This window comes from Amycolatopsis sp. DG1A-15b (genome assembly GCF_030285645.1).
GTDB lineage: Bacteria > Actinomycetota > Actinomycetes > Mycobacteriales > Pseudonocardiaceae > Amycolatopsis.
This window is the reverse complement of the sequence record NZ_CP127296.1, coordinates 4,433,411-4,459,233: the sequence shown is the minus strand read 5'-3', so window position 1 is coordinate 4,459,233 and position 25,823 is coordinate 4,433,411. Positions and strand designations below refer to the sequence as shown.

The 25,823-nt window shown below is 71.8% G+C and carries 31 protein-coding genes and 1 tRNA gene; 14 read left to right on the top strand and 18 right to left on the bottom strand.

From position 1 onward, the window contains the following. Positions 1–182: 182 nt before the first annotated feature. Positions 183–917, top strand: a complete 735-nt coding sequence (locus QRY02_RS20180) for a sugar phosphate isomerase/epimerase family protein (RefSeq protein WP_285993082.1) — start codon at positions 183–185, stop codon at positions 915–917. Continuing rightward, positions 914–2,014: a Gfo/Idh/MocA family protein gene (locus tag QRY02_RS20175; RefSeq protein WP_285993081.1), complete on the top strand. Its 1,101-nt coding sequence runs from the start codon at positions 914–916 to the stop codon at positions 2,012–2,014. Before QRY02_RS20180 ends, QRY02_RS20175 begins: the two co-directional genes overlap by 4 nt. Here QRY02_RS20175 and QRY02_RS20170 read toward each other — a convergent pair. Next, on the bottom strand, positions 2,011–2,598 hold the full coding sequence (locus tag QRY02_RS20170; protein WP_285993080.1) for a TetR/AcrR family transcriptional regulator: 588 nt from the start codon (positions 2,596–2,598) through the stop codon (positions 2,011–2,013). The two genes, QRY02_RS20175 and QRY02_RS20170, sit on opposite strands and share 4 nt — an antisense overlap. 123 nt (positions 2,599–2,721) lie before the next feature. Here QRY02_RS20170 and QRY02_RS20165 point away from each other — a divergent pair, with 123 nt between their 5' ends. Both QRY02_RS20165 and QRY02_RS20160 read left to right on the top strand, forming a co-directional pair. Then, the gene (locus tag QRY02_RS20165) at positions 2,722–3,498 is read left to right on the top strand and encodes a DeoR/GlpR family DNA-binding transcription regulator (RefSeq protein WP_285993079.1); all 777 of its coding nucleotides are present in this window, start codon (positions 2,722–2,724) and stop codon (positions 3,496–3,498) included. Further along, positions 3,495–4,694: an MFS transporter gene (locus QRY02_RS20160; protein WP_285993078.1), complete on the top strand. Its 1,200-nt coding sequence runs from the start codon at positions 3,495–3,497 to the stop codon at positions 4,692–4,694. The genes QRY02_RS20165 and QRY02_RS20160 overlap by 4 nt, the downstream gene beginning before the upstream one ends. Here the strand turns inward: QRY02_RS20160 and QRY02_RS20155 are convergent. Beyond that, entirely contained in the window at positions 4,687–5,691 is a 1,005-nt protein-coding gene (locus tag QRY02_RS20155) for a cation diffusion facilitator family transporter (RefSeq protein WP_285993077.1), read from the bottom strand. The two genes, QRY02_RS20160 and QRY02_RS20155, sit on opposite strands and share 8 nt — an antisense overlap. 55 nt (positions 5,692–5,746) lie before the next feature. Between QRY02_RS20155 and QRY02_RS20150 the strand changes: the two genes are divergently transcribed. Continuing rightward, positions 5,747–6,109 carry an ArsR/SmtB family transcription factor gene (locus tag QRY02_RS20150; protein WP_285993076.1) on the top strand — a complete coding sequence of 121 codons (363 nt, stop codon included), beginning with the start codon at positions 5,747–5,749 and terminating at the stop codon, positions 6,107–6,109. Here QRY02_RS20150 and QRY02_RS20145 read toward each other — a convergent pair. After that, positions 6,102–6,911 carry a MerR family transcriptional regulator gene (locus QRY02_RS20145; protein WP_285993075.1) on the bottom strand — a complete coding sequence of 270 codons (810 nt, stop codon included), beginning with the start codon at positions 6,909–6,911 and terminating at the stop codon, positions 6,102–6,104. The genes QRY02_RS20150 and QRY02_RS20145 overlap by 8 nt on opposite strands. Next, positions 6,895–8,193 carry an amidase family protein gene (locus QRY02_RS20140; protein WP_285993074.1) on the bottom strand — a complete coding sequence of 433 codons (1,299 nt, stop codon included), beginning with the start codon at positions 8,191–8,193 and terminating at the stop codon, positions 6,895–6,897. The genes QRY02_RS20145 and QRY02_RS20140 overlap by 17 nt, the downstream gene beginning before the upstream one ends. Before the next feature lie 124 nt (positions 8,194–8,317). Here QRY02_RS20140 and QRY02_RS20135 point away from each other — a divergent pair, with 124 nt between their 5' ends. Then, a complete protein-coding gene (locus QRY02_RS20135) occupies positions 8,318–8,479 on the top strand; it encodes a hypothetical protein (RefSeq protein WP_285993073.1) in 162 nt (53 codons plus the stop codon). A 52-nt stretch (positions 8,480–8,531) separates the two neighbouring features. Then, entirely contained in the window at positions 8,532–8,978 is a 447-nt protein-coding gene (locus tag QRY02_RS20130; RefSeq protein ID WP_285993072.1) for a nitroreductase family deazaflavin-dependent oxidoreductase, read from the top strand. A 3-nt stretch (positions 8,979–8,981) separates the two neighbouring features. On the opposite strand, the gene QRY02_RS20125 is transcribed toward QRY02_RS20130, so the two are convergent. Beyond that, entirely contained in the window at positions 8,982–9,686 is a 705-nt protein-coding gene (locus tag QRY02_RS20125) for an ANTAR domain-containing protein (protein ID WP_285993071.1), read from the bottom strand. 132 nt (positions 9,687–9,818) lie between these two features. Beyond that, positions 9,819–10,250 (bottom strand): Hsp20/alpha crystallin family protein, encoded by a 432-nt coding sequence (locus tag QRY02_RS20120; protein ID WP_285993070.1) that lies wholly within the window; start codon positions 10,248–10,250, stop codon positions 9,819–9,821. A 107-nt stretch (positions 10,251–10,357) separates the two neighbouring features. Between QRY02_RS20120 and QRY02_RS20115 the strand changes: the two genes are divergently transcribed. From QRY02_RS20115 to QRY02_RS20105, 3 genes are all read left to right on the top strand, one after another. Then, on the top strand, positions 10,358–10,966 hold the full coding sequence (locus tag QRY02_RS20115; RefSeq protein ID WP_285993069.1) for a DUF3156 family protein: 609 nt from the start codon (positions 10,358–10,360) through the stop codon (positions 10,964–10,966). Positions 10,967–11,028: 62 nt separating this feature from the next. After that, the gene (locus QRY02_RS20110; protein ID WP_285993068.1) at positions 11,029–11,262 is read left to right on the top strand and encodes a DUF6480 family protein; all 234 of its coding nucleotides are present in this window, start codon (positions 11,029–11,031) and stop codon (positions 11,260–11,262) included. Positions 11,263–11,291: 29 nt separating this feature from the next. Next, complete coding sequence (locus tag QRY02_RS20105; RefSeq protein ID WP_285993067.1) at positions 11,292–11,465, top strand: hypothetical protein; 174 nt, start codon at positions 11,292–11,294, stop codon at positions 11,463–11,465. Here the strand turns inward: QRY02_RS20105 and QRY02_RS20100 are convergent. The 3 genes from QRY02_RS20100 to mdlC are packed head-to-tail and all read right to left on the bottom strand — an operon-like array spanning position 11,462 to position 15,683. After that, on the bottom strand, positions 11,462–12,673 hold the full coding sequence (locus QRY02_RS20100) for an MFS transporter (protein WP_285993066.1): 1,212 nt from the start codon (positions 12,671–12,673) through the stop codon (positions 11,462–11,464). The two genes, QRY02_RS20105 and QRY02_RS20100, sit on opposite strands and share 4 nt — an antisense overlap. A gap of 11 nt (positions 12,674–12,684) precedes the next feature. Then, a complete protein-coding gene (locus QRY02_RS20095; protein ID WP_285993065.1) occupies positions 12,685–14,112 on the bottom strand; it encodes a benzaldehyde dehydrogenase in 1,428 nt (475 codons plus the stop codon). Positions 14,113–14,114: 2 nt separating this feature from the next. Then, positions 14,115–15,683, bottom strand: coding sequence for a benzoylformate decarboxylase (mdlC, locus tag QRY02_RS20090; protein ID WP_285993064.1), 1,569 nt, complete (start codon positions 15,681–15,683; stop codon positions 14,115–14,117). Between the two features lie 94 nt (positions 15,684–15,777). On the opposite strand from mdlC, the gene QRY02_RS20085 reads away from it, so the two are divergent. Next, positions 15,778–16,668, top strand: coding sequence for a LysR family transcriptional regulator (locus QRY02_RS20085; protein ID WP_285993063.1), 891 nt, complete (start codon positions 15,778–15,780; stop codon positions 16,666–16,668). Here the strand turns inward: QRY02_RS20085 and QRY02_RS20080 are convergent. Then, complete coding sequence (locus tag QRY02_RS20080; RefSeq protein WP_285993062.1) at positions 16,665–17,402, bottom strand: cellulose-binding domain-containing protein; 738 nt, start codon at positions 17,400–17,402, stop codon at positions 16,665–16,667. The two genes, QRY02_RS20085 and QRY02_RS20080, sit on opposite strands and share 4 nt — an antisense overlap. A 313-nt stretch (positions 17,403–17,715) precedes the next feature. Here QRY02_RS20080 and QRY02_RS20075 point away from each other — a divergent pair. Continuing rightward, positions 17,716–17,799 (top strand) — tRNA-Leu (locus QRY02_RS20075). Here QRY02_RS20075 and QRY02_RS20070 read toward each other — a convergent pair. Genes QRY02_RS20070 through QRY02_RS20040 form a run of 7 tightly spaced genes read right to left on the bottom strand, consistent with a single transcriptional unit; the run spans position 17,781 to position 23,409 of the window. Continuing rightward, positions 17,781–19,529 carry a recombinase family protein gene (locus QRY02_RS20070; protein WP_285993061.1) on the bottom strand — a complete coding sequence of 583 codons (1,749 nt, stop codon included), beginning with the start codon at positions 19,527–19,529 and terminating at the stop codon, positions 17,781–17,783. The genes QRY02_RS20075 and QRY02_RS20070 overlap by 19 nt on opposite strands. Next, complete coding sequence (locus QRY02_RS20065; protein ID WP_285993060.1) at positions 19,519–19,680, bottom strand: hypothetical protein; 162 nt, start codon at positions 19,678–19,680, stop codon at positions 19,519–19,521. The genes QRY02_RS20070 and QRY02_RS20065 overlap by 11 nt, the downstream gene beginning before the upstream one ends. After that, the gene (locus tag QRY02_RS20060) at positions 19,677–21,848 is read right to left on the bottom strand and encodes an FtsK/SpoIIIE domain-containing protein (RefSeq protein ID WP_285993059.1); all 2,172 of its coding nucleotides are present in this window, start codon (positions 21,846–21,848) and stop codon (positions 19,677–19,679) included. The genes QRY02_RS20065 and QRY02_RS20060 overlap by 4 nt, the downstream gene beginning before the upstream one ends. Continuing rightward, entirely contained in the window at positions 21,838–22,563 is a 726-nt protein-coding gene (locus QRY02_RS20055) for a hypothetical protein (RefSeq protein ID WP_285993058.1), read from the bottom strand. The genes QRY02_RS20060 and QRY02_RS20055 overlap by 11 nt, the downstream gene beginning before the upstream one ends. Further along, entirely contained in the window at positions 22,560–22,889 is a 330-nt protein-coding gene (locus QRY02_RS20050) for a hypothetical protein (protein ID WP_285993057.1), read from the bottom strand. Before QRY02_RS20050 ends, QRY02_RS20055 begins: the two co-directional genes overlap by 4 nt. After that, positions 22,886–23,218, bottom strand: coding sequence for a WhiB family transcriptional regulator (locus QRY02_RS20045; protein WP_285993056.1), 333 nt, complete (start codon positions 23,216–23,218; stop codon positions 22,886–22,888). The genes QRY02_RS20050 and QRY02_RS20045 overlap by 4 nt, the downstream gene beginning before the upstream one ends. Continuing rightward, a complete protein-coding gene (locus QRY02_RS20040; RefSeq protein ID WP_285993055.1) occupies positions 23,215–23,409 on the bottom strand; it encodes a helix-turn-helix domain-containing protein in 195 nt (64 codons plus the stop codon). Before QRY02_RS20040 ends, QRY02_RS20045 begins: the two co-directional genes overlap by 4 nt. Before the next feature lie 165 nt (positions 23,410–23,574). Here QRY02_RS20040 and QRY02_RS20035 point away from each other — a divergent pair, with 165 nt between their 5' ends. Then, a complete protein-coding gene (locus tag QRY02_RS20035; protein ID WP_285993054.1) occupies positions 23,575–23,949 on the top strand; it encodes a helix-turn-helix domain-containing protein in 375 nt (124 codons plus the stop codon). 174 nt (positions 23,950–24,123) lie between these two features. Further along, positions 24,124–25,257 carry an NsdA family TPR-like regulatory protein gene (locus QRY02_RS20030; RefSeq protein WP_285993053.1) on the top strand — a complete coding sequence of 378 codons (1,134 nt, stop codon included), beginning with the start codon at positions 24,124–24,126 and terminating at the stop codon, positions 25,255–25,257. On the opposite strand, the gene QRY02_RS20025 is transcribed toward QRY02_RS20030, so the two are convergent. After that, the gene (locus QRY02_RS20025) at positions 25,243–25,791 is read right to left on the bottom strand and encodes an NUDIX hydrolase (RefSeq protein WP_285993052.1); all 549 of its coding nucleotides are present in this window, start codon (positions 25,789–25,791) and stop codon (positions 25,243–25,245) included. The genes QRY02_RS20030 and QRY02_RS20025 overlap by 15 nt on opposite strands. Positions 25,792–25,823: the final 32 nt, after the last annotated feature.

The following is a 25,823-nucleotide window of genomic DNA, read 5'->3' as shown; positions in this document are numbered from 1 at the left end:
TCCCGGATCGGCCTGGCTCCCTGCTCTTGGCGTTACTGCCCCATCAGGCGGTAACCAAAACCCCGTTCGGGTGAACCGGGGCACCCCGAGTCCGAAGAATTCCCTGGTCACAATTTTGACCAGATGGTAGAAATTGAGGAGCCGCGGCGGACGGCCGCCACGGGGAAGTGGAGGAGCCGGTGATGAGCGTGCCTTCCGTGCAGCTGTATTCGGTCCGGGACGCCTTTGCGGCCGATCCCGCCGACACCCTGCGGCGGCTCGCCGCGATCGGCTTCACGCAGGTCGAGCCGTACGGCGTCCTCGAGAACGCCGAAGCACTGCGGGCCGGGCTGCCCGCCAACGGCCTGACCGCCCCGACCGCGCACGCGCAGCTGCTGGGCGCCGACCGGCACGCCGTGTTCGCGGCCGCGGCCGAGCTGGGCATCGGCCTGGTGATCGACCCGTACGTGCCGCCCGAGCGGTGGCAGCAGCCGGCCGACATAGCGGCCACCGCGGACGGGCTGAACGCCGCCGCGAAGCTCGCGGCCGAGCACGGCGTCCGCGTCGGCTACCACAACCACTGGTGGGAACTGCAGTCCCGGATCGACGGCCGCAGCGCCTTCGAGGTGTTCGCCGAGCAGCTCGACCCGGCGGTCGCCCTGGAGGTCGACACGTACTGGGCCACCGCGGGCGGCGAGGACGCGCCCGCCCTGCTGCGGCGGCTCGGCGACCGGGTGCGGGCCATCCACGTCAAGGACGGCGGGCTCGCCACCGACGCCACCGGCCAGGTCCCGGCCGGTCAGGGCCGGGTTCCGGTGGCCGAGGTGCTCGCCGCCGCGCCGGACGCGCTGCGCGTGGTCGAGTTCGACGCCTTTGACGGAGACCTCTTCGAGGCCATCGCCGCCAGCCACGCCTTCCTGACCGGCGCGGACCGGTGACCGGCGGCCCGGTCGGCGTCGGCATCATCGGCACCGGCGTCATCAGCGGCACCTACCTCGAGAACCTCACCGCCTTCCCGGACGTCCGCGTGGTGCGGGTCGCCGACCTCGACACCGGGCGCGCGGCGGCCCGCGCGGCCGAGCACGGCGTGCCGCGCTCGGGCACCGTGGCCGAGCTGCTGACCGACCCGGACGTCGAGCTGGTCGTCAACCTGACCGTCCCGGCCGCGCACGCCGAGGTCGGGCTCGCCGCGCTCGAAGCGGGCAAGCACGTGTGGACGGAGAAGCCCCTCGCGCTCGACCGCGAGACCGGCCGCAAGCTCCTCGACCGCGCCCGCGAGAAGGACCTGCGCTTGGCGAGCGCGCCCGACACCGTGCTCGGCGCCGCGCTGCAGACCGCGCGGCAGGCCGTCGACGCGGGCCGGATCGGCCGCCCTCTGACCGCGCTGGCGCTGTTCCAGGTGCCGGGGCCGGAGCGGTGGCACCCGGCGCCGGAGTTCTACTTCCAGCCCGGCGGCGGGCCGCTGCTCGACATGGGCCCGTACTACCTGACGGCACTGGTGCACCTGCTCGGCCCGATCCGGCGTGTCACCGGGGCCGGCGGGCGGGCCCGCGACACCCGGGTCGTCGGGACCGGGCCGCGGGCGGGCACGGAGTTCCCGGTGTCGGTGCCGACGACGGTCACCGCGCTCGTGGAATTCGAGCGGGCCTCGGCGCAGCTGGTCCTGAGCTTCGACTCGGCGCTCAAGCGGCCCGCGCTGCTCGAACTGACCGGCACGCTCGGCACCGCCGTGCTGCCGGACCCCAACCGGTTCGACGAGCCGACCCGGCTGCACCTGCTCGACCTCGACGAGCCGGAAGAGCTGGCGCCGCGAGGACACGCGGCTTCGCGCGGCACCGGCGCGCTGGAACTGGCCCGGGCGATCCGGGCCGGTGTGCCGGAACGCGCGTCCGGCGAGCTGGCCTACCACGTGCTCGACGCGATGCTGGCCATCGACGAATCCATGACGCGCGGGCAGAGCGTGGAGGTCGCGAGCACCGTCGACGTCCCGCCGTTGCTGCCGGCGGGGTGGGACCCGTACGCGAAGACCCTTTAGAGCGGGACGGTGAGCAGGTTCTGCAGGTAGAAGCGCAGCGAGCCGACCAGATCGACGTCGCCGGGCACGGTCAGCCACTGCACCTGCAGGCCGTCCATCAGCGCGATGAACGTCAGCGCCGCCATCGCGGGCTCGACGCCGTCCCGCAGTTCGCCGCGGGCCGCGAGGGCTTCGAACGACTCGTGCACGCCGTCGCGCGCGGCCCGGTAGTGGCGCACGAAGTACTCGTGCGCCGGGTGGTCGGCGGCGACCGCTTCGGCGGCGAGCCGGGAGTAGAGGTCGACGATCCCGGGGTGGCGGACGTTGTGCTCGGCGAGCGCGACGAAGTGGCGCAGGACCGCCAGCCCGGGCGGCACGGTCAGCTGCTCGCGTTCGGAGTCCTCGGCGTCCCGGCGTTCGAGCACCGCGGCGAGCAGGGCTTCCTTCGTGGGGAAGTAGTAGAGGAGGCCGGCGTGGGAAATCCCGACGCGCTTGGCGATCTCGCGCAGCGACGAGCCGTGGTAGCCGAGTTCGCCGTACGCCGCGGCCGCCGCCGTGATGATGTCTTCGCGGCGGATCCGGCCCTTCAGGTAGCCCCCGGTCACGGGGTCGCGGTGGTCTCGGCGGCGTGCACGGGACCATCATGCCGCAGCGATCGTTCGCACAATCGGCGTGAGCGAATGAACAAACCAGTTGTGCGAACGCGGGCGGCTTGCGAGCATCACGGCGTGAAGAGCGCGGAACGGCAACGGGTGATCGTGGAGCGGCTGCGGGACACCGACCAGGTGGGCGTCGCCGAGCTGGCAGCGGCCACCGGCGCGTCCGAGATGACCGTCCGCCGCGACCTCGACCACCTGGCGTCCCGGGGCGTGCTGCGCCGGGTGCACGGCGGCGCGGTCCCGGCGGCGCCGTCGGGGGTCGAACCCCCGTTCGCGGCCCGCGCGACGGCCGGGATCGCGGCGAAGCGGGCCATCGCCGCCGCGGCGGCGGAGCTGATCCGCGACGGCGAGACGGTCGTCCTCGACAGCGGCACGACGGCGCTGGAGCTGGCGCGGCTGCTGCGCGGGCGCCCGATCACCGTGATGCCGCTGTCCCTGCACGCGGTCCGTGAGCTGGCCGACGACCCGGACGTCCGGCTGCTGCTGCCCGGCGGCGAACCGCGGCCGGGGGAGCAGGCCCTGGTGGGCCCGCTGACGCTGGCGTCGCTGCGGGCGCTGCGGTTCGACGTCGCCGTGCTCAGCCCCTGCGCGTTCGGCCTCGACTCCGGGCTCACCGCCTTCGACCTGGGCGACGCCGAGGTCAAGCAGGCCGCGCTCGACGTCGCGGGGCGGGCGATCGTGCTCGCCGACGGCGCCAAGTGGGGCCGGGCCGCGCTCGCCCGCATCTGTCCCGCCGACCGCGCCGACGTCGTGATCACCGACCCCGGAGCACCCGCAGACCAGCGTGCCGCGCTGGCCGAGCGCGGCACGCTCGTGCACGTCGCCGTCCCTTTGGAGAGCCGATGACCGTCCCGCCCCGCCCGCGCGCCGCCCGGTTCGCGACCTTCATGTTCTTCGGCCTCAACGGGTTCGCGATGGGCATGTGGGTGGTGCACATCCCGAACATCGAGCGCGCGACGGGCATCTCGCACAGCACGCTCGGCGCGCTGCTGCTGGTGCTCGGCGGCGCCGCGTTCGCCGGCATGCAGGTGGCGGGCCCGCTCGTCGACCGGCTCGGGCACCGGCGGCTCGTGCCCGCCGCCGGGGTCCTGCTCGGGCTCGCGGTGTGCGGGCCGGGGTTCGCGAACTCCTGGTGGGCCTTGGGTCTGTCGCTGATCTTCTTCGGCTTCGGCAACGGCGCGATCGACGTCGGGATGAACTCCCACGCGGTCATCGTGGAGCGGGCCTACCCGCGCCCGATCATGGCGGCCTTCCACGCGATGTGGTCGATCGGCGGCGCGATCGCCGCGGTCATCGGCGCGGCGACGCTCGGCGCGGGCGTCCCCACCGGCGTCACCCTCACCGCCACCGGCCTGCTGTGCGTGCTGCTTTCCGTGCTGTCGGCGCGGTTCCTGATGGAGCCGGCCGAGGCGCCTGCCCCCGCTTCGTCCGCCTCGTCCGGCGCCGCCGAGCCGGACGTCCCGCGTCGGACGCCGGGCCGCACGGTCTGGCTGCTCGGCCTGCTGGCGCTCGCGCTGATGCTCTCGGAGGGCGTCGCGAACGACTGGGCCGCGCTGCACATGGAAAAGGTGCTCGGCACCTCGGCGTCCACGGCGGCGCTGGCGTACGGCGCGTTCGCGGTGGCGATGACGACCGGCCGCTTCCTGACCGACCGCGTCGCGGCTTGGGCGGGGCCGGCGGCGATCGTCCGGTACGGAGCGGCGATGGCGGCGGTCGGCCTGACGACGGCCGCGGCGGCCCCGTGGGTACCGGTGTCCCTGGTGGGCTGGGCGCTGTTCGGCCTGGGCCTCTCGGGTGGCGTCCCGCAGCTGTTCACGGCGGCGGGCAACCTGGACACGCGGGCGTCGGGCGCGTTGATGGCCCGGGTGGTCGGGCTCGGGTACGTCGGCCTGCTGGCCGGCCCGGCGCTGATCGGCGGGCTGACGCGGTGGATGCCGTTGAACGTGACGTTCGGGGTGCCGGTGGTGCTGTGCGTGCTGGCGGCGGTGTTCGCCGGGGTGCTGAGCCCGAAGCCGGAACCGGCGAAGCAGCCCGTCAGCTGATCAGCCGGCGGTGGTGGGCGACGGTCTCGTGCGCGTGCTCGGCCCCGGTGGCCGGCTCGGTGTGGATCACCACCGCCGTCAGGCGCGGGATGGTGTGCAGCAGCCGGTGTTCCACCTCGTGGGCCAGCGCGTGGGCGGCCTCGACGGTCAGGTCCGCCGCCACCGTCACGGCCAGCTCGGCCCGCAGGTGGTGCCCGATCCAGCGCATCCGCACGTCCCGGGCACCGAGCACGCCATCGACGTCCCGGGCCGTCCGCTCGGCCAACTCGACCGACGCCGGGTCGACGGCGTCCAGCAGGCGCCGGAACACCTCCTTCGCCGCGTCGCGCAGGACGAACAGGATCGCGACGGTGATGAGGAGCCCGACGATCGGGTCCGCCGCGGGGAAGCCGAAGGCGATGCCGGCCGCGCCGGCGACGACGGCCAGTGACGTGAAGCCGTCTGTGCGGGCGTGCAGCCCGTCGGCGACCAGGGCGGCCGAGCCGATCTCGCGGCCGACCCCGATCCGGTACCGCGCAACGAGTTCGTTGCCGGCGAAGCCGATCGCTCCGGCCACGGCGACCGCCCACGGGTGCGCGACCGGCTGCGGATCGAGCAGCCGCACCACCGACTCGTAGCCGGCGATCGCGGCCGAAGCCGCCACCACGAGCACGACGACCACGCCGGCCAGGTCTTCCGCGCGCCCGAGACCGTAGGTGTAGCGGCGGGTCGCGGCGCGGCGGCCGAGCAGGAACGCGACGCCGAGCGGGACGGCGGTCAGCGCGTCGGCGAAGTTGTGGATGGTGTCGCCCAGCAGCGCCACCGACCCGGTGACCAGCACGAGCACCAGCTGCGCGACGGCGGTCAAGGACAGCGCGGCGAACGACCACACGAGCGCGCGCACCCCGCGCCGGCTGGTTTCGAGCGCGTGGTCGACGCGGTCGGCGCTGTCGTGGCTGTGCGGCCGCCACTTCGGATGGCGGTGGCCGTGTCCGTGTCCGTGTCCGTGTCCGGTCATGGTGACCAGTCTATCTGCGCAAGTACGCAGATACGCAAGTAGTAAGGTTACCGCCATGCACGCGTCGCTGCCGGAGTTCGACATGCCCACCGAAGAGCAGGTCCACCTGGCCGCGGAGTCCTTCCGGCTGCTCGCCGACCCGACCCGCATCAAGGTGCTCTGGGCGCTGCTGCAGGGCGAATCATCGGTGGCCTGCCTGGCCGAACTGGCCGGCGCCGCCCCGACGGCGGTCAGCCAGCACCTGGCCAAACTGCGTCTGGCGGGCCTGGTGAAGGGCCGCCGCGAAGGAACGTTCGTGTACTACTCGGCGGCCGACAACCACGTGCGCGGCCTGCTCGCCCAGGCCCTGCACCACGCGGAGCACGTGGACCGCGAACTCCCCTCGGGCGACCACGCCCACCACCCACGGCCTAGCTGATCGGCTCCTGCAGCTCGGTCACCCAGCCCGCCGGATCCTCCGGGCAGTCCAGGTACGCCTCCCGCTGCGGCCCGGCCGACCGGTAGCCGTGGTCGTCGATCCAGCGCACCACCGCCTGCCAGCCGGGCAGGACGCCGTCGATCGCGCCGCGGTGGACGAGCGTCGCCGCGCGGGTGGGCGGCAGGTCCGCCACCACCAAGCCGTTGAGGTCGCCGCCGCCGACCGACGCCGGGACCGCGGCGTGCACGATGACCTCGTCCTCCGCGCGCTGCTCGTAGTAGCAGGTCAGCCGGCCGGCCGGGGTGACGTCCGCCAGGGGGAGGCGGCGGCCGAGCTCCGCGCACAGCGGGTGGACGACCGGCCCGATGGCCTCCGGCGCGAACCCCGCCGCGACGCCCGTCAGCTCCACCACCCGCATGCCGGGCAGCTCCTTGACGACGACGTCGTGGGCCGGCGGCCGGCCTTCCGCCTCGATGGTCCGCAGCCGCGCTTCGACCTGGGCCAGCCGGGCCGCGCCCTCGGCCAGTGCGGCTTCCAGCTCCGCGCGCCGCAGCGCCAGCATGCCGCGCACCTGCTCGACCGTGACCTCCTCCGCCAGCAGCGTGGCCACCTGCTCCAGGGTGAACCCGAGGTCCTTCAGCGCGACGATCCGGTTGAGCCGCGCGAGCTGGCCCGCGGTGTAGCTGCGGTAGCCGGTCGCGGGGTCGACGCGCGCCGGGCGCAGCAGGCCGAGCGCGTCGTAGTGGCGCAGCATCCGGACCGAAACCCGGCCGTGGCGGGCGAAATCACCGATCGAGAACACGGCTCGATCCTTCCCCAGGCGGGACGAACCCGCCGAGGACGTCCGCGGCGAGTTCCGCGAAAGTGATCGCGGTGTCGTCTTCGTGCGCGGGCCCGACGACCTGCAGCCCGGCCGGCCGCGCCCCGCCCACCGGCGCGCTGACCGCCGGCAGCCCGGGCAGTGACGCCTGCGCGATCCAGAACACCTGCTCTTCGTAGCGGTGCCGGTCGTCGTGGGCCAACGCCGTGGTGAACACCGTCGGGCAGAGAAACCCGTCAACGTCGGCGAAGTACCGGCCCCACGCGGCGGTCGAGGCCGCCCGCCGCCGCTCCTGCTCGGCGGTCCCGGCCGGTGCACGTCCTTCTTGGCTCGCGAAGAACAGCTCCACCTGGAAGCCGAACGCCTCGGCCTGAGCGATCGGGTCGACGTCCGCCGGCCAGCCTTCGCGGATCCGCACCCCGGCGCGGGCCAGTGCGTCGACGGCGTCCGACAGCTTCGCGCCGACCTCGCCGGTCACCGGGCAGGCCGGGTCGTCGAGCACGACGCCGACGTGGAAGTCCTCGAGCCGGGACCGCCGTGCGGGCCGCAGCGGGCCGTCGGTGACTTCCAGGGCGAGCCGCAGGTCGGCCGCCGACCGGGCCAGCGGACCGACCGCCGCGGGGAATTCCCGGGCGAGCGGGGCGGGCGGTCCCGGCGGCTGGAACCCGCGCAGGGACACCGTGCCGGCGGTGGGCTTGAGGCCGTAGACGCCGCAGTAGGCGGCCGGGATGCGGATCGACCCGGCCAGGTCGGAGCCGTACTCGAGGAAGGTCAGGCCATCGGCGAGCGCGGCCGCGGCGCCACCGCTCGAGCCGCCCGGTGTCCGGGTGTGGTCGCGCGGGTTGAGCGTCCGCCCGTGGAGCGGGTTCTCGGTCCGGCCGAAGTCCGCCAGCAGGTGGTGCACGTTCGACTTGCCCACGACGAGCGCGCCCGCGGCCCGCAGCCGGGCGACGACCGCCGCGTCCTCGTCCGCGACGCAGTCCGCGAACGCCGGCTCGCCCCAGGTCGTCGGCAGGCCTTTCACGGCGAAGGCGTCCTTGACCGTCATCGGGACGCCGTGCAGCGGGCCGACGTCGTCGCCGCGCGCCACGGCCCGGTCCGCCTCCGAAGCGGCCTCCAGCGCGAAGTCGCGGCAGGTCGCGATCACGGCGTTGACGGTCGAGGCGTCGATGCGGGCGAAGAGCTGTTCGGTCAGGTCACGCGCCGAGAGCTCGCCGCGGCGGATCCCGGCGGCCACCTCGATCGCGGTGCGGAAAGGCGTCATGGGTCCGGGATAGCGCCTGACACGGTGTCAGGGTCAACGGGTTTCCGCGACCCGCCGTCCCGGGTAGCCCACGGGTGATCGCCGTCCGAATCGCGGGCGGCGCAGCGAGGCGGAGGGAAGCCCGATGTCGACCGCACCTCCCGTGTCACCCGAGCCTGTCCAGCCCGAGCCCGCCGTCCCGGAGCCCGGGGTGCCCGGCCCGGACCGGCCGCTGCCGGAGCCCGGCGGGGTACCCGTCCCGGACCCGCTGCCGCCGGAACCGAAGCCCGGCCCCGACCGCGAGTAGCTACGACAGTCAGATCATATGAGTTTCGTATGATTTCGTGTACCGTCGGGGTATGACAACAGCGCAGAGCTACCGCCGGATGGTCAACGCCGGCAACAAGATCGTCGTGGGCCTGCAGCGGCTCGGCGTCGCCTTCGGCCCGATGCACCTGCTCACCGTGCCCGGGCGGCGCACCGGCGTCCCCCGCACGTTCCCCATCGCGGTCATCCCCCTCGACGGTGCCCGCTACATCGTCCAGGCCTATCCGAAGGCGGCCTGGGTGGCGAACGTGCGGGCCGCGGGTGAGGTGACGCTCACCCGCGGCCGCCGTTCGTCGGCCGCGCGGCTGGCCGAGCTGCCGGTGCCGGAGCGGCGGCCGGTCCTGCGCCGGCTCGTCGAAACGAGCCCGCCGAGCGTGGGGAAGCGGTTCGTGACGACCGGCCTGGCGGACGCACCGACGCCGGACGCCGTCGCGGCGGCCGCGGAGCGCATCGCGGTCTTCCGCGTCGAACGGTCCTGAAGGTCAGCGGCGGCGGTCTTCCAGCGCGTGCAGCACCTGCTGGGCGGCGCGGCGGGCGGCCGGCCCGGGGTGGATCGTGCGCTCGCCGTCCGGCTGGGGCGCCGGGGCGCCGCCGAGCAGTTCCACCAGCGCGACGGCGAGTTCGCGCACCTTGACGTTGCACTCCTGGCTCGCCCGCCGCAGGGTGTTCCACGCTTCGTCGGGGCCGCAGCGGCGCAGGGCGATGACGATGCCCTTGGCTTCCTCCAGTGCGGCTCGCGACTGCAGGAGGTCCAGCATCTGGTCGGTCCGGTCCGGCCGGCCCGCTTCGGTGACGACCAGGGCCATCGCGGCGAGCCGCTCGTGACGCCGCAGCACGTTCACCGTCTCTTCGGTGGCGGCGCGGTCGAGGGCCACCGACAGGACCAGCGTCCTCTCGGCGTCCCCCGTCGAGGGGAGGGCGGCGACCCCGCGCACCCGCGGCCAGTCCGCGGCGAGGGCGGGGCGGTGTGCCAGCAGGCCGGTCAGGGTCAGGGACGGCCAGCGGTCGTCGGCGTAGACGTCCGCGGTCACCACCGGCTCGCCGGTGCGGCCCGCGGTCGGGACCGGGCCGCCGAACCCGGTCAGCTGGGCGGGGACGAAGGCCCCGGCGAGCCCGTGGGCGGCGGACAACCGCTGGGGACCGCCACGGTGGTGCACGGACACCGCCGCGCCGAGGCTGCCCGGCACGTCGGCCGCGATCCGGGCGAGCAGTTCCTCCAGCAGGGGGGGTCGCTCCGCGCGTCGTGGAAGTGGCAGTCACCGCAAACCCCTCCTCGGCGCGGTGGGAGCGGGGCCGGGCGCGCCCGGCCCCGCCGGGGGTCAGGCTTCGATCTGCGTGCGGTCGCCGGCGCCGCCGATCTCGATGCGCCGCGGCTTCGCCTTCTCGACGATCGGGATGCGGACGGTCAGCACCCCGGCGTCGTAGCTCGCGGTGATGTGCTCGGTGTCCAGGGTGTCGCCGAGGAACAGCTGGCGGGAGAACACGCCCAGCCGCCGCTCGGAGACGTGCATCCGGACGGCGTCACCGGTCGGCAGGGGCCGTCGTTCGGCCTTGACCGTGAGGACGTTGCGCTCGACGTCCAGCTCGACGGCGCCGGGATCGACACCGGGGAGGTCGAAGCACACCACGAACTCGTCGCCGGCGCGGTAGGCGTCCATCGGCATCGCGGCCGGCTTCGACCAGGTGCCCGCACCGAAGACCTGCTGGGCGAGCCGGTCGAAGTCGCGGAACGGGTCGGTGCGCATCAACATCGGGATCCACCTCCTGGAAACTCGTCGACTCTGGTGTCAACACGCGCATCTGTTCTAGCATGTCGTCAAAACGATGACAAGATGTGGGTCGTCGAAAGGATGACGTGATGGACGGGATCGATCCCACCGGCGTGCTGCGCCGGATCCAGGAGGTGGTCGTGGCCGCCCGGGCCGGGGCGGCCGACCAGGACCGGGTGCTGGACGCGCTGTCCGGCCTGCGGCTGCTGCGCGAGGAGCTGGCGAGCTGGGAACCGGAGCTGATCGCCGCGGCCAGGGCGGCCGGCGCCAGCTGGGTGGCGCTCGCACCCGCGCTGGGCGTCGCGAGCCGCCAAGCCGCGGAACGGCGTTACCTGCGGCTGCAGCCGTCGCACACCGGCGAGAAGACCGGCGAAGCGCGGGTCGACGCAGAACGCGACCGGCGTGCGGGCGACCGGGCCGTCGCCGACTGGGCCCGCCGCAACTCCGCGATCCTGCGCCAGCTCGCCGGCCGGGTCAGCGCGCTCGACGGGCTGGGCCCGGCCGGGCAGGCCAGCGCCGACCGCCTCGGCGCGGCCCTCGGCGACGACGACCCGGCGACGCTGCTCCCGCCGCTGGCCGCCGCGCAGCCGCACCTGACCGGCGCGCACGCCGGGCTGGCCGAGCAGCTCGGGGAGATCTCGGCCCACACCGACCGGCTGCGCCGCGACGCGGCCGGCAACCGCCGGTCCCGCGAGTGATCGGGTTTGCCCGCCCGCCGGCCGGGCACCCGCCGCGGGAGCGACGGAAGGACGGTGCCGCCATGACCGCCGAACCCCCGGATCCGGACCCCCGCCGGACCCCGGACCTGGAAGCCGGGGGCGGCGTGCCCCCGGGCAGCACGCCACCCGACTCCGCCCAGACGTCGGGGTTGTCGCACCCGCAGCCGATGCCGTCCAAGGCGATGCCGGTGCTGTGGCTGGTCGTCACCGGCATCCTCGTGCTGATGGTCGCCGGGCTGGTCCTCTCGCTGGCCATCGGCTGGCTGCGTGTCTGAGATCGGTCCGGACCGGGTACTCGCGAAGCATGACCGACACCCCTGACCGGACCGAAACCCGCGCCGAGCTGCTGCCCGAAGAGCAGGCCGTCGAGAGCGCGGATCCCGAGGGCCAGGCCCGCGAGGTCCTGCGCGACTCCGACCGCCGCACCGAGCACCCGGAGGCGACGCTGGGCCGCCGCCGTCCGGAAGACACGGTCTAGCGGGCGGAAACGGGCGTCAACCGCTCCTCGGCCCGCGTCTCGCCGCGCAGCAGCAACACCGCGACCAGGCCCAGCGCGGCCACCACGGCGAAGAAGTAGAAGCCCCACGGGTAGGCGATCCCGGCGGTGACCAGCGCCCCGGTGACGAACGGGCCGAGGATCGAGCCCAGCCGCCCGACCGCCGACGTCAGGCCGAGCGCGGTACCACGGGCCTGCGCCGGGAACGCGTGCGCGACGTAGCCGTAGATCAGCACCTGCGCGGAGAACACGAACACGCCCGTCAGCAGCACGACCGCGTTGAGCACGACCGCGTTCGGGATCTTCAGGCTCAGCGCCGCCAGCAGGACCGCCCCGGCACCGAACCAGATCCGCACGATCGGGCGGATGCCGAACCGGTCGGCGATCGTGCCGGCCAGCACCAGCCCGAGCACCGCGCCGACGTTGAGCACCAGCAGCAGCGTGATCGACGTCGAGATCGGGTAGCCCGCCGTGCGCATCAGCTGCGGCAGCCAGGTGTTGAGCCCGTAGACCAGCAGCAGGCCCATGAACGAACCGGTCCACACGGCGATGCTGATCCGCCGGAACCGGCCGCTCAGCAGGTCCTTGAGCCCGGCGCGTTCGTGCTGTTCCCTGGCCGCGAGGTAGGCCGCGGACTCCGGCAGCTTCCACCACATCAGCGGCACCGCCAGCAGGCCGACGATCCCGCCCCCGTAGAACAGCAGGTGCCAGTCCTCCTTGGCGGACAGCGCGAGGACCGAGGTCAGCACCGCGCCGACGTGGTAGCCCGTCATGGTGAACGTGCTCGCGCTGGCGCGCCGCCGGGCCGGCAGGTTCTCCGACATCACGGTCAGCGCCACCGGCATGCACGCGCCGAGGCCGAGCCCGGCGACGAACCGGAAGATGCCGAACGTCGCGACGTTCGGCGCGAGCGGCGTCAGCAGGGTGAACAGCGAGAACAGCAGGACCGAGCCGATGAGCAGCACCCGGCGGCCGAACCGGTCGGTGAGCGGGCCGAGCCCGGCGGCGCCGACGGCCACGCCGATCAGCGAGACCGTGGCGACCGCGGTCGCGCCCGCCGCGGTGAAACCGAGGTAGCCGCTTTTGAGCAGGGTCGGGATGGTGGCGCCGAGCGCGACCAGGTCGTAGCCCTCGAGCAGGACGGTCAGCCAGCAGAGGACCGCCGTCCACGCGCCACGAGACGTCTTCATCGTCGTGCTCCTCAGAACGGGTAGGGCGCGATGTCCGCGCGGACGGTGAGCCACTGCGTTTCGGTGAAGGCCTCGATGTTGGCTTTCGCCCCGCCGAAGCGGGAGCCGTTGCCGGAGTCGCCGACGCCGCCGAAGGGCGCGGTCGGCTCGTCGCCGACGGTCTGCTCGTTGATGTGCACCTTGCCCGAGCGGACCTCCTCGGCCAGCTTCATCGCCGTGCCGACGTCACCGAGGATGCCGACCGACAGGCCGTACTCGGAGTCGTTGACCAGCCGCGCGGCCTCTTCGAGGTCGCGGTAGGCGCGCACCGGCGCGACCGGGCCGAAGATCTCCTCGCGCCAGGCCGGGCTGGTGTCGTCGAGTCCGAAGAGGACAGTCGGCGGGTAGAACGGCGCGTCGGGCTTCCCGCCCGCCAGGACCTGCGCGCCGGCCGCGACGCTGCGGTCGACGACGTCGGTGACGTGCGCGAGCTGGCGGTCGTCGATGATCGGGCCGAGAGCGACGTCGCTCTCGGCCGGGTTCCCCACGGGCAGCCGGCGTGCCTTCTCCGCGAGGGCTTCGACGTATTCGTCCACCTGGGACTCGTGGACGAGGTGACGGCCGGTGGTCATGCAGATCTGACCCTGGTGGAGGAACGAGCCGAACGCGCCGGCGGAGGCCGCCTTGGCGACGTCGGCGCCCGGCAGCACGACGAGCGCGTTGTTGCCGCCGAGCTCCAGGTGCACGCGCTTGAGCGAGCGCGCGGCGGCTTCGCCGACCTTCCGCCCGGCCGCGGTCGAGCCGGTGAACGACACCACCGACACCTCCGGCGCGTCGACCACCGCGGCGCCGACTCCCGTGTCCCCGGGCAGCAGGTGCAGCAGGCCTTCGGGCAGCCCGGCCTCCTCGAAGACGCGCAGGATGCTCACCCCGCCGGACACCGCGGTCCGCAGGTCGGGCTTGAGCAGCACGGCGTTGCCGAGCGCGAGCGCGGGCGCGACCGAGCGGATGGCGAGGATCAGCGGGAAGTTGAACGGCGAGATCACCGAAACCACGCCGGCCGGCACCCGCCGGGCCAGCGACCAGCGCGGTTCGCCGGTGCTCAGCACCTCGCCGAGCGGGTGGGTGGGCAGGGCCGCGGCCTCGAAGCAGATCCCGGCCGCCATCCCGGTCTCGATCCCGGCCTTGGGCCGCGTCGAACCGGCTTCGCGGACGATCCAGTCCTGCACCTCGGCGGCGTGCTTTTCCCACAGCTCGCCGGCGCGGCGCAGCACGGCGGCGCGTTCGGCGGGCTTGCGCCGGGCCCAGTCGCGCTGGGCCTTCGCGGCGGTGGCGGCGGCTTCCGCGACGTCGTCAGGCGTCGCGATGCCCACGTGGCCCAGGGTTTTCCCGGTGGCCGGTTCGACGACCGGGTGGGTCCCGCCGCTACCGCCGGCGAATTCTGTTGCGAGCAGGGTCATGATCACTCCGGTGTGGTCGGTTCGGTGTCGACCTGGATCAGCCGTGGGCCGTCCGGGGTCGTCTTGAGCTGGGCGCGCAGGTCTTCTTCGTCGCCGGCGGTGGTGGCTTCGACGCCGTACCCGGCCGCGATGGCCGTGAAATCGAGCCCGGGGATCTCTGTGCCGGGCACGTCCGGCGTCCCGAGCAGCCCGCCGAACCAGCGCAGGGCGCCGTAGACGCCGTTGCGCAGGATCACGAAGGTGACCGGCACGCGGTAGTGCGCGGCGGTCCACAACGCCGTGATGCCGTAGTTGGCCGAGCCGTCGCCGATGACGCCGACGACCGGGCGGTCCGGGCTGCCCATCGCCACGCCGACCGCGGCGGGCAGGCCGAAGCCGAGCCCGCCGGCGGCCGGGAAGAAGTAGGAACCTTCGCGGCGCAGGTCCATCTGCCGCCACCAGGCCGAGTTCGTCGACGTCGACTCCACGACGTAGCGCGTGTCGCCCGCCTGGGTGTCTCGCAGAGCGGCGAACACCTGCTCCGGGTGCAGGGCTTTCCCGCCGGTCTTGGGCGCCGGGTTCGCTGCGTAGCCCGCGCTCGCTTCTCGTCCCGGCACCTTGGCCAGCAGCGCCTCGATCACCGGCGCGGGGTCGGCGACCAGCGCCTCGCCCATCGGCGCGCGGGCCGCGGCGCCGAAGTCGTCGGTGACCTGGATCAGCCGGGTGCCCTCCGGCAGGTACGCGCCGGGCACGTGCTGGTGGTAGCGGAAGACCGGCGCGCCGAGCACCAGCACGAGGTCGTGGCCGGTCAGCGCGGCCGACACGGGCGCGATGCCGGCGGGCAGCACGCCGCGGAAGAGCGGGTGCCGGTTGGGGAAGGGCAGCCGGTGCGGTGACGGCGCCACCCAGGTCGCGACGCCGAGGTGCTCGGCCAGGGCGACGGCCCGGTCGAACAGCCCGGTGGCGTCGAGGTCGCCGCCCAGGACCAGCGCCGGGTTCCGCGCCGCGGCGACGCTCGCGGCGAGGGCGTCGAGCTGGGCTTCGCTCGGCGCCAGGCCTTTCTGAACCTGCCTGTCGAGCGTCGCGGTCTCGTCCAGCTCCACGGCCCAGTCGTCGTAGGGCACCGAGAGGTAGCTCGGGCGCCGGTGCAGTTCGGCCTCGAACACCGCCTGCGCGAGCGACCTCGGGACGTCTTCGGCGCAGCTCGGCTCGCCGGACCAGGCGACGAGGGGGCGCATCAGCTGCGTCGCGTCGACGTTGGCGAGCATCGCCTCCGGCCCGATCGCCGTCCGGACCTGCTGGCCCGCGGTGAGCACCAGGGGAGAGCGCGAGTAGACGGCGTTGGTGAGCGCACCCATCGCGTTGCCGGAGCCGGCGGCGGCGTGCAGGTTGACCAGCACCGGGCGGCCGGTCGCCTGCGCGTAGCCGTCGGCCATCCCGACGACGGCGCCTTCGTGCAGGCCGAGGACGTAGCGGAAGTTCTCCGGCAGCTCGGCGAGGAACGGCAGCTCGTTGGAACCGGGGTTGCCGAAGATGGTGGTCAGGCCACGGCGGTCCAGGAACTCGTGGGCGAGCCGGCGGACGGTGGGCATCGGTGGGGCCTCCTCGAAGTCGGACCGACCCTATGGAGCAGCGCGGTTGTGTTCCAATAAATGTTGCCTCGGTGGTTCATAGAGGGGATCGATGATGCCGGACTTCGACCTGAACCTGGTACGCACGTTCGTGCTGCTGTACGAGACCCGCAGCGTGACCGCGACGGCCGAGTCCCTGCACGTCACGCAGCCGACGATCAGCTACAGCCTGCAGAAGCTGCGGCGCCGGTTCTCCGACGAGCTGTTCCGCCGCACCGGCGGCGGCCTGGTCCCGACGACGACGGCCCGCGCGCTGTACGAGCCCCTGCACAGCGCGCTGTCCGAGATCGAGACGGCGGTGAGCGGCGCGAAGTCGTTCTCGCCGTCGACGGCCCGGGCGGCGTTCACGCTGTGCCTGTCGGACCTGGGGGAGATCTCGCTGCTGCCACGCCTGATGGCGGCGCTGCCGTCGCGCGCTCCCGGGGTGACGCTGACCGTCCGGCCGCTGGACGTCGACCGCGCGGCCGACCAGCTCGGCCGCGGCGAGCTCGACGCGTTCATCGCGTCGTCGCTGATCAGCTCGCAGCGCGTAGCCCGGATCCCGCTGTTTTCCGAGGGCTACCTGGGCATGGTGGCGCGGGATCACCCGCGCCTTTCTTCGGTGGTCACCTTCGACCAGCTGGCGGCGGAGCGCCACGTGACGGTGTTCGGCCCGACCGGCCACGACGGCCCCCGCCGCGCGCTGGAGGCGTGCGGCCTGCTCGACCGCGTGGTGCTGGAGGTGACCCGGTTCGCGGCGCTGCCGTACCTGGTGCAGGACGGCGAGCTGGTGGCGATGGTCCCGCGGCTGGTGGCGGAGGTGTTCGCGGCCGAGCACCGGGTCCGGCTGTTCGAGCTGCCGATGGAGGTCGAGCCGGCCCAGGTGTCGGTGTACACGCGGCACACGCACGCCCGCAGCCCGGCCCAGCACTGGCTGGTGGGCTTCATGCGCGAGGTGCTGGGTTAGTTCGTGCTGCAGCCGGTGCCGTTGAGGGTGAAGCCGCCGGGCGCCGGGTTGCCGCGGTCGAAGGAGCCGTTGAAGCCGATGTTGACGGTCGCGCCCGGGGCGAGGGCCAGGTTGTAGGAAACCGCTTTCATGGTGACCCGCGAGCCGCTTTGGGAGTAGTCGCCGTTCCAGCTGTGGGTGACCCGCTGCCCGGCGGTGAAGTTCCAGGTGGTGGTCCACGGGTTGAGCGTCTGGTTGCCGGTGTTGGTGACGAAGACGTTGGCGGTGAACCCGTTGGGCCACTGATCCGTGACGGCGTAGTGGACGGTGCACGAGGCGACCGGAGCGGGCGGGGGAGGAGGAGCCTGGGTCTGGCTGGTGGTGGCGGTGGTCTTGGGCGCGGTCGTCGAAGGGGACGCGGAGGTCGAGACCTGCCGGAGCACGGTGGGCACCGGCGTGGGGCTCGGCGCGGTGGTGGCAACCGTCCGCGGAGTGGTGGCGGGCGCCAGCGGATCGGCAGCCAGGGAGGCTTGCCGCCCGGGCGAGCTCTCCGAGGTGACGGCAATGATCACGAGGCTCCCGACGACGACGAGGCCCCCGCACAGGGCGGAGACCCACCGAATCCGCCGCCCGGCCCGCTGCTGAGCGGCGGCGGCCTCCTTCGCCCGCTGCTCGAGCCGTTCCCGGTAGCCGGCACCGGTGTCATCCTCACGAACCCGCGCAACGTGCTCGGACGCCTCCAGCGACCGAGGCATGGCCCCGGTTTCCCGCAGGAGCTCATCAACGGAAATCTCATCATCAGACGGCCAACCAGCGCGCGCCATACCGGAACCTCCAGGTCCTGAGGGGCGCTTGAACGCGCTGGCTTGCCCGGCGAATCCTAGGAAGCAGAACCGGTCTTGTAAACCGTCTGAGCACGGTGTTTCACCGGCCCATCTCCCGGCCACGGCGGCGCCTGGATCGATGCAGGGGAGCGAAGCCGATCGATGATGCCAGACCCGGTCCGAGGGCGGATCCGGACCCCCCTGATGGAGGGGTCGGGGTGGCCGTATACTCTTTCTTCAGCAGGTCCGAGTGGCGGAATGGCAGACGCGCTAGCTTGAGGTGCTAGTGCCCTTAACGGGCGTGGGGGTTCAAGTCCCCCCTCGGACACACGCACTATCTACACCCGGGCTGGTCGTCGCATAGACGGCCAGCTCTTTTGGTTCGTAGCGTAGCTCCAGGTTCAGCCGCTGGTAGAGCCGGGCCAGTCCAGCCGGCTTCGCGTCCGCGAGCGTTGCTTCTACGTCACCCAGCGAATCGATCATCGCGTAGATCTCGGCGTCGGTGATGCTGTGGTCAGCCGGCGTTCGCTCCAGCTCGACCCTTGCCGCTACCCGATCCGCTTGGGCTTGGTTGATGGAGTCGACCAGAGCGGTCACCTCGACGCCGGCACTGATGGCGTCCTGGAACCGGCGAAGTCGCGCTTCGGCATCGGCCAGCCGATGCCTTGCGGCCTCACTCGTGCTCCCGCGGCCTCCTCCTGCCGATTCGAGGAGCGCCGCAACGGTCTGGTCGACGTTGCCCGGCTCGAACAGCCTCCCGATCCAACCGTTCAGCGCCGCGACGACCGCGCCTTCTTTCAAGTTCACCGTTTTCGGATGGTCTGCGAGCGCCGCGGAGCCCGGCGCCATCGTGCGAGCCGTGCATCGGTAGTACACATGCTGGCGAATCGTCGCGCCTTGCATCTTCCTGTGACAGGCCCCGCACCGGAGGAGGCCGCGCAGAAGATAGGTTCGTGCCGTGCTCCGAGCGCCGCGCTCGGCCCTCCTCGCCGTCGCCAAGCCGCCGCGTGCCTTCGACCGGCGCAGAAGCTGTACTTGCGTGAACGTCGCGACGGACACGATTTCGGGATGCGCCTGATTTCTCGATCGAACAATGCGATCCGGAGTCGCGCGCCGAAAACGGACCACGTGACCGGCCGCCACATCATCCGGGTCGAGCAGCGTCTCGTGCTTGGCCCACCGGCCGAAGACCGCGTAACCGGTGTACCGCGGGTTGTCGAGAATCGATCGGACTGTGCTGCCTTGCCACCCGTCGGCAAGCCGATGCCGATTTTGTTCGGGCCGGCTTGCCGACGGGCAGGGGATGCCTTCAAGGTTCAGCATGTTCGCGATAGCGCGGTCGCCGTTGCCGTCGAGGTACTCGTCGAAGATGCGGCGCACCACTTCGGCGGCTGGCTCGTCGAGCGCGAGCAGGCGTAACCGGAATCCCTCTGCTGCCTTTCGCGGGTTCGGATGCGGTCCGCCGTCCACTACGACGTATCCGTACGGCGCCCGGCCGCCCTGGTGGCGCCCTTCGTTGATTACCTGCGCGTCCATCGCGGCCCGTACGCGAGCCTGAACGTGCTGCCGTTCCGACTCACTCATGCCGCCGAGCACGCTCATCAGCATCTTGTGCGACGGGTTCCGCGGATCGAACTTCCCGCCCAACTCCGGCACCCACAGGTCCACGCCATAGGCGGCAAACCGCGGCGCGATGAGCGAGAACTGATTCCCGAACCAGCAGCGGGTGCCTTCACCGACGACCAAGGCATCCCATCCGCGACGCGGGTTCTTCAGTTGGGCGAGCAACTGCGACGCCTCGGTGCGGCGTTCCCACGGCACCGAACGCGACTGCCCAACGTCGAAGAACTCTGCCACGATCCGGCCGCCCAGCGGCTCGACGAACTTCCGCGCGTTCCCGAACTGCCAGCCGCGAGAGGTCTCCGGGTCCTGGTTGTCCTCCGTCGAGCACCGCCCGTAGACGGCCAAGGCGCCAATCCCTTCGTCTACGGGCTCGGCCACCGCCAGCCCAAGGATCTCGTCTAATTTCGACCATGGGTCGCTGATTTCAGCGGACATTGGTCGCCTCCCTCACCGGTTCGTCGAGCACCGGCACCTCGGTCAGTTCGATCAGCACGGCCAGCAGCGCACGCGCCGCCGCAGGCGTCAGCTCTGGCAATCCCGCAGGTAGGATAACCCGATAAGCCTGACCTTCCACCCGTGCACTCATGACGGATCACCGGCCTCGGCAGGTTCGCCGCCGTCGCGTACACGCTGGATAGCTCGGCGGATATCAGCGGTCAGATAGCCGCGCACTTGCCGCGTTTCGCCGTCTTCGCTGGTCACGCGATCGCGCGTTGGCCGGCACCCCGCCTCGCCCATCTGCTGTGAGAACGTCCGCCGGTCGGCGTCCAACGCCTCCAGCAGCTCGGCCGTCGGCACGAAGTCGCGACCGTCGGGACCGAGGTCGTCACCCAGGTAGGTGACGAGCGAGGCGAGCGGTTCGGGCAGCTCGGCCAGCGGTGCGGCCGTGCCCGCGCCGAGAGCGTGCGCCACGGCCGCATGGTCGAGCGCCGGCATGGTGTCCTGGCCTGCCGCGTGCCCGGTGAGCGTCCCCGCGGCCTCACGCAGGGCACGGCCTTGCTGGCAGATGGTCTGCCAGTCCTCGTTCGGCATGTAGTACGTCCGGACCGTCATCGCCAGAACATCGGCTCCGGCGGCTGTGTCGCCGTCCGGGCGGAGGACGCCGACGCCCTTGTGTGAGGCCAGCAGCCGCGAGGAGTCGAATCCGCGGGTGTTCATCTGCTCGCCGAGCACGATGTTGGAGTCGCGCCAGTCCATCACTCGGAGCGCGAACCGTGACCCGAGCACCGCGCGGAGCCCGGACGGGATCGTCTTCGAGTCCGGCCGTTGCGTGGCGAGGACAAGCACGATCCCGGCCGCAGGTCCCTTCTTCGCCAGCCACGTCAGTAGTTCGCCGACGTACTCGCCCGCCGCAAGCTTCTTTCCCTGTACGTCAACGGGCGTGCGGTCTTCGAGCGGCACCTGAACCTCGTCGATGAAGATCGCCGTGATCGGCATGTTCAACGCCTTGTCTCGCGACATCTCCGGTGTCACCTTCGACTCCGGGCACACGATGTCGTCGAGGTCCCGCATTCGCCGATACCGCCCCTGAACTTCGGCGACCAGTTCGACAAGCCAGTCGATGAGCGCCAGGACGTGCTCGGGTTCGTCGCCCGCCATGAAGCGATGGGCAACCTGTGCGGCCGCGATCCAGTCCTTTCCGGCCTTGAAATCCGCGACGTAGAGCCGCACCCACGCGTCCAGGATGAGGCCGCTCGCTGCGAGTCGGGCGGCGAATGTCTTTCCCTGCCGGGGGATCGCGCCGATCAGCAACGACGTCCACACGAGCGGAAGGTCGATCCGCCGGTCTCGTGCGTCCCGTCCGAACGGGACCGCCCGCCACGCGTCCCAGCGCGTCACGCCGAGCAACGGCGTCTGGAGAGGCGGCCGGCCGTACGGGTCCTCATCGGCGACCCACATCGAGATCCGCCCGGCGTGCCCGCCGTTGCCGCGGACGCGCTCGACGATGAGCTGAACTTCGTCGACCGCCAGCGCCGACGCGAGCGCATCCCGGTTCTTCACGACGTCCGCGGCCTTGCGCGTCGCCGGCAGGTCCACTGTGACGGCCCAACCTTCGCCTACGCGGGTCGCGCGCTCGACCAGACGAAGCGTTTCGTCCTTTCCGATCAGCTTCGCGTCTCGGAACGCGTCGACGAGAACCTGCGGGTCCATCGTCCACGTCAGCGTGCGCGGCCCGGCAAGTGCCGGTTTCCGTCCCGGGCTGCCGTCCTTGCGTCGGCCCAGGACCGCGAGCGCCAACGACGCGGCAGCGCCGCCGATCCACAGCGGATCAGCGCCGTACAGCAGATCTACCACGGCGACCACCAACGCCGCGAAAGCGACCACGGCGCCGGTGACCTTCCAGCGGAACAACGTGAGTTCGCGAATCTCCGTGAACTTGTCGGCAAGCTTCTCCGACTCCTCGGCGGCCGTCCGGTAGTCGTTGACCTTGATCCACCCGCGCCACGAGCGGACGCCGGCCACGAACCCGCGGACGACCGCGCCGACGTACCGGACCGGCGACTTAACCACCCAGACCACGGCGTCCTTCGCCGCCTGGATCGCTTGCGGCTTGCTCTTGAGCCACAGGGGCACGCACGGCGAGTGCTTCCACCACCGAGCGAACCGACGTCGGACAGTCCGGACCCGCGGCTGAGGCAAGGTGTCGTCGATCAACTCGCCGTCGAGCACCGGGCCGACGTGCTCGACGTCCCCCGAAGCCACCCGTGCGAGCCTGGCGCTGCTGTTGACCTCGGCATCCGATTCAGCGGTCATGGCGCACCTCATCCGCAAGCGCGGTGGCCAGCCGAGACGACAATCCGCGCGAGCACCCGGTGACCTCCCGAACCCAGGCTGGCGTCACCTTCACGTCGGACGTCCACGCTTGGCGCGCCTCGGCGAGGTAGTCGGCGAACAGCCGCCGCGCAGGCCGTTCACGGGCAGGCGCCGGCAGTTCATGAACGTTCGTGGCGTTCACGTGTGCCGCCTGCACGGCGTCGGTGAGCTTGTCGCGCAGGTCGGTGACGGCCTCGGCCGCGACGAACACGACCATCGGTGGCACGGAGTGCAGGACTACGCCGGCCGGCGACCCGGCCGCCCAGGACGACCAGGTGTTCATGACGTACGTAGCCGCCAGCGTGAGCCATTTCGCCGCTCGCACCCACGGTCCGGTGTGGACCTGGTACCGGGCGGTCACCTGTTCCGCCCGCAGGATCGCGAGCAGCACCAGGCACACGGTCGGGTCCAGCAGCCACGCCGTCAGCCAGGGCAGCGACCCGAAGACAGCTCCGGCGGCAGCGAACCACTGCACGTTGGCCGTCGTGAAGGCCAGACCGAGGACGATTCCGGCCCAGCACAGCCGGTCGACCTGAGTCCGAATTCGCTCGACCTGGAGCGCGACTACGTCCGGATGAGTTCGCCAGCGCCTGACGTCAGCCGCTTCGGCGGCGTCCTTGGCGAGTTGCTGAGCGCGGGGGAGTTGCTCGCTCATCGGCGACCACCGCCCCGGCGCGTGGTGTCCAGCGACGTCACGGTGAGAGCGCGCGTCAAGACGTAGGCCGCGACCAGGTCCGGCGCGCCGAGCACCACGAGGAGCAGCGTCGGGTTCCCCGGGTGCGTGATCACAAGCCACTGAACGCCGGCGAATGCCGAGCCCGTGAACAGCACCCGCCCGGCGAGCGAAACCACTCGGGCGCCGGCTCGCGCGGTCTCGGCAGCACGGCGCGCCTTGCGTGCGCCGAACCGCCATACCGTGAACAGGGCGAACAGCACGGCGAGACCGGCGAGCACCTGCGTAGGCGAGAGGGTGAGCGTCATCGCGCCTCACCTCCCCGTCGCTGCAGCCAGACAGGGTGCAGGGCGCGCCGGTCGGTCTCCGGCAGTGCGCCCCACACGCCGAGCGTGTTCGGCCCGGCGGTCCGCAGGTCGAGTTCAAGGCACTCATCGATCACCGGGCAGCCGGCACAGAGCCGCGCAGCCAGCACCCTGTCCGGCGGATCATCCCCGGTCAGCTCCGGCAGGTCGGCCCGCTCGAACGTCCAGAAGCACAGGCCGTCCCTGGCCACCACGTTGGTCAGTACGTCATCGGGCACCGCCGCGTACCGGTCGAGCCGGGCAACGATCGCCGCGTAGTCGTGATCGTTCATCGCGCACCACCGCCGAGCGCCCGCCGCAGCTCGGCGGCCGGGATGACGAGCCGGGAGCGGCGCCGCAATGCGCGCAGCTCGCCGACCCGGATAGCGCGATGGATGGAGTTGAGGTCGACACCGAGAAGCCACGCGGCATCGGCCGGCGAGTAGAACGCCGGGCCACCGGCGTCAGGAAGTTTCTTCTGCATTTTGAGGTCCCTAAGGTCATCACGCTGATTTGAGCGCACAATGTGAGCTGATTTAGTCGCATATAGGCGTGAGAATGGTCCGAATGCGCGACGCGGTGTGGATCTCGGCGCCGTCGAATCCGTCAAGCGCTAATGTCGGCGCTGAGGCGGACCACGGAGGAATGGGTGTCGGAAGACTGGGCGGCGGTCGCGAAGGCCATCAACGAGCGCGTGCACGAGCTCGGGTGGAAACAACGCGAGCTGGCCGAGCGCTCGCAGGTCTCCCAGGCGATCGTCCGCGAGATCCAGAACCACACCGTCGAGCGCAAGCGCAGTGACCGGACGCTCGAAGCGCTGGCCGTGGCGCTTGGCCTGCACCCGCAACACCTGCTCGCCGTGCTGCACGGCCGCATCCCTCCGGCCCTGGGGCAGCCCCGCGAGAACATGGAAGACGCCGTGTCGGCACGCCTCGCCGCGATCGAACAGCGGCTGACGTCGATTACCGAGCAACTGGCCGATCTCACCGAACTGCTTCGCCGCGATGGGAAGCTGCGCGACTAGCGCGAGTCCTTTGTGGTGGGCGGCCGACTCGGCAGCCCGCCGGTGTTTCTTGTCGTGTGTCATGCCACTAAGAAACGGCATTTCCGCGCAGGCCGGCAGCTGGCAGCGGATGACAAGCCCCGTGTTATCTCTTGTTATCTGCGCAGGTCAAAACGCATATTTGGCGGCGACGTCATGACGTCGACAACCGCTTTGCAGGCGGCGCGCAATGCACTCGGCTGGAGCCAGGAAAAACTCGCGCGAGCAATCAACGCGCGCGCAGCGGCACACGGATTGCCGGAGCGTTCGGTGGCGAGCCGGAAGACGGACATCTCTCGGTGGGAGAACGGGCACGTGATGCCCGAACCGCCGATGCGCGCGGTCCTGCGCGAGATCTACGGCCGTACCGACGACGACCTCGGGTTCCCGTCCGGTGACTTCGCCGGCCCGTCCGGTGACGAACTCGCTGAACGCTTGATCATCGCCCGCCGGGTCGACGAGCAGACGATCGAGCTGTTCCGCGAGGAGGTCATCAGCGTCCGCCACGCCGACCGCCGGTTCGGCTCGGCGGCCCGTCTCGAACGGCTCCGCGGACAGATCACCGAGGTAGAGGGCCTACTTAGGCACACGATCTTGCGCCGCGACCGCGCACCGCTGGCGAGCGTGCTTGTCGAGGCATCGACGCTGGCCGGCTGGAACTCGCTCGACATCGGCGCGCTCGACCAGGCCTGGACCCACTACGAACGCGCGAAGTACGCCGCGATGGAGTCCGGCTCGGCCGCTCTGCTCGCTCACGCCACCGCCGAACAGGCATTCGTCCTCATCGACGTGGGCAACATTGACGACGCGCTCGCTCTGTTCGGGGAAGCGCGTTCGATCGGCGAACGGGCTCCAGCGCTACTGCGAGCCTGGCTCGCGGCGGCCGAAGGGGAGGGCCACGCGATCGCCGGCAATCGGGACGACGCTCTTCGATCGTTCGACGAAGCCGACACGTTCCTGCCGAACGAGGTCGTGCACCCCGAGTTGCCGTTCGTCTTCCTCGGCGGCAGCCACCTCGACCGTTGGCGCGGCAATGCTCTGGTCCACCTCGGCGCGCCGGAAGCGATCGAGCACCTCGAGCGCGTGGTCGGCAGCATTGGGTCGACGTCGTTCGTCCGGGCCGGCGCCGCGGTGTATGTGGATCTCGCCCTTGCGTACAGCGCGGCCGGCGACCGGGAAGCCGCCAGGACCTACGCGTTGCAGGCCCGGCGGGTTATCTCCCAGGTAGGTTCTGTGCGGTTGCGTCGCCGTCTCGAACGGCTCGTACTGCCTGGCTCACGTCCGGCGTGAGTTGAGGTAGTAGAGCAGGGACACCAGCGTGCCGGAGCCGAGCAGTTCCTGACGCCGCGCAAGCTCGTTGACCCGCGACAGCGGCACCCACTCAACCCGACCGACCTCTTCGGTGTCGGTGGGGTCGCCGATGTGCTCGGCCTGCCGCCACAGGTAGACATCGACCGGCGCGGTGACCTGCCCGGGAAGCGGCTCGAAGCTGACCAGGTGCTCCGGCTCGCCGACCGGCTGCCAGCCGGACTCCTCGGCCGCCTCACGAGCGGCGGTGCCGGCGGAGTCGTCGCCGTCATCGACCATGCCGCCGAGCAGCTCGTAGCCCCACTGCTCGGTGGCGAACCGGTAGCGCCACAGCATCAGCGCCTCATCCTGGTCGTTTACGATCAGCGCTATGGCGATCCTGGCCAGGTGGACTACGTGGTAGTCCCAGCGTTCGCCGTTCGGCGCCTCGACGTCGGTCAGCCCGACCTTGACCCACTTGTTGTCGTAGACCAGCCGCTCGCCGAACGTCTTCCACGACCCATGTTCGTCAGCCACGCCGCGAGCCTACGGGCTACCGATTCCCGCCC

Coding starts and splice junctions, on each gene's coding strand:
- QRY02_RS20180 (WP_285993082.1), top strand. CDS start 183: ATGAGCGTGCCTTCCGTGCAGCTGTATTCGGTCCGGGACGCCTTTGCG.
- QRY02_RS20160 (WP_285993078.1), top strand. CDS start 3,495: ATGACCGTCCCGCCCCGCCCGCGCGCCGCCCGGTTCGCGACCTTCATG.
- QRY02_RS20155 (WP_285993077.1), bottom strand. CDS start 5,691: ATGACCGGACACGGACACGGACACGGACACGGCCACCGCCATCCGAAG.
- QRY02_RS20150 (WP_285993076.1), top strand. CDS start 5,747: ATGCACGCGTCGCTGCCGGAGTTCGACATGCCCACCGAAGAGCAGGTC.
- QRY02_RS20140 (WP_285993074.1), bottom strand. CDS start 8,193: ATGACGCCTTTCCGCACCGCGATCGAGGTGGCCGCCGGGATCCGCCGC.
- QRY02_RS20135 (WP_285993073.1), top strand. CDS start 8,318: ATGTCGACCGCACCTCCCGTGTCACCCGAGCCTGTCCAGCCCGAGCCC.
- QRY02_RS20130 (WP_285993072.1), top strand. CDS start 8,532: ATGACAACAGCGCAGAGCTACCGCCGGATGGTCAACGCCGGCAACAAG.
- QRY02_RS20120 (WP_285993070.1), bottom strand. CDS start 10,250: ATGTTGATGCGCACCGACCCGTTCCGCGACTTCGACCGGCTCGCCCAG.
- QRY02_RS20115 (WP_285993069.1), top strand. CDS start 10,358: ATGGACGGGATCGATCCCACCGGCGTGCTGCGCCGGATCCAGGAGGTG.
- QRY02_RS20110 (WP_285993068.1), top strand. CDS start 11,029: ATGACCGCCGAACCCCCGGATCCGGACCCCCGCCGGACCCCGGACCTG.
- QRY02_RS20105 (WP_285993067.1), top strand. CDS start 11,292: ATGACCGACACCCCTGACCGGACCGAAACCCGCGCCGAGCTGCTGCCC.
- QRY02_RS20100 (WP_285993066.1), bottom strand. CDS start 12,673: ATGAAGACGTCTCGTGGCGCGTGGACGGCGGTCCTCTGCTGGCTGACC.
- QRY02_RS20095 (WP_285993065.1), bottom strand. CDS start 14,112: ATGACCCTGCTCGCAACAGAATTCGCCGGCGGTAGCGGCGGGACCCAC.
- mdlC (WP_285993064.1), bottom strand. CDS start 15,683: ATGCCCACCGTCCGCCGGCTCGCCCACGAGTTCCTGGACCGCCGTGGC.
- QRY02_RS20085 (WP_285993063.1), top strand. CDS start 15,778: ATGCCGGACTTCGACCTGAACCTGGTACGCACGTTCGTGCTGCTGTAC.
- QRY02_RS20080 (WP_285993062.1), bottom strand. CDS start 17,402: ATGCCTCGGTCGCTGGAGGCGTCCGAGCACGTTGCGCGGGTTCGTGAG.
- QRY02_RS20070 (WP_285993061.1), bottom strand. CDS start 19,529: ATGTCCGCTGAAATCAGCGACCCATGGTCGAAATTAGACGAGATCCTT.
- QRY02_RS20065 (WP_285993060.1), bottom strand. CDS start 19,680: ATGAGTGCACGGGTGGAAGGTCAGGCTTATCGGGTTATCCTACCTGCG.
- QRY02_RS20060 (WP_285993059.1), bottom strand. CDS start 21,848: ATGACCGCTGAATCGGATGCCGAGGTCAACAGCAGCGCCAGGCTCGCA.
- QRY02_RS20055 (WP_285993058.1), bottom strand. CDS start 22,563: ATGAGCGAGCAACTCCCCCGCGCTCAGCAACTCGCCAAGGACGCCGCC.
- QRY02_RS20050 (WP_285993057.1), bottom strand. CDS start 22,889: ATGACGCTCACCCTCTCGCCTACGCAGGTGCTCGCCGGTCTCGCCGTG.
- QRY02_RS20045 (WP_285993056.1), bottom strand. CDS start 23,218: ATGAACGATCACGACTACGCGGCGATCGTTGCCCGGCTCGACCGGTAC.
- QRY02_RS20040 (WP_285993055.1), bottom strand. CDS start 23,409: ATGCAGAAGAAACTTCCTGACGCCGGTGGCCCGGCGTTCTACTCGCCG.
- QRY02_RS20030 (WP_285993053.1), top strand. CDS start 24,124: ATGACGTCGACAACCGCTTTGCAGGCGGCGCGCAATGCACTCGGCTGG.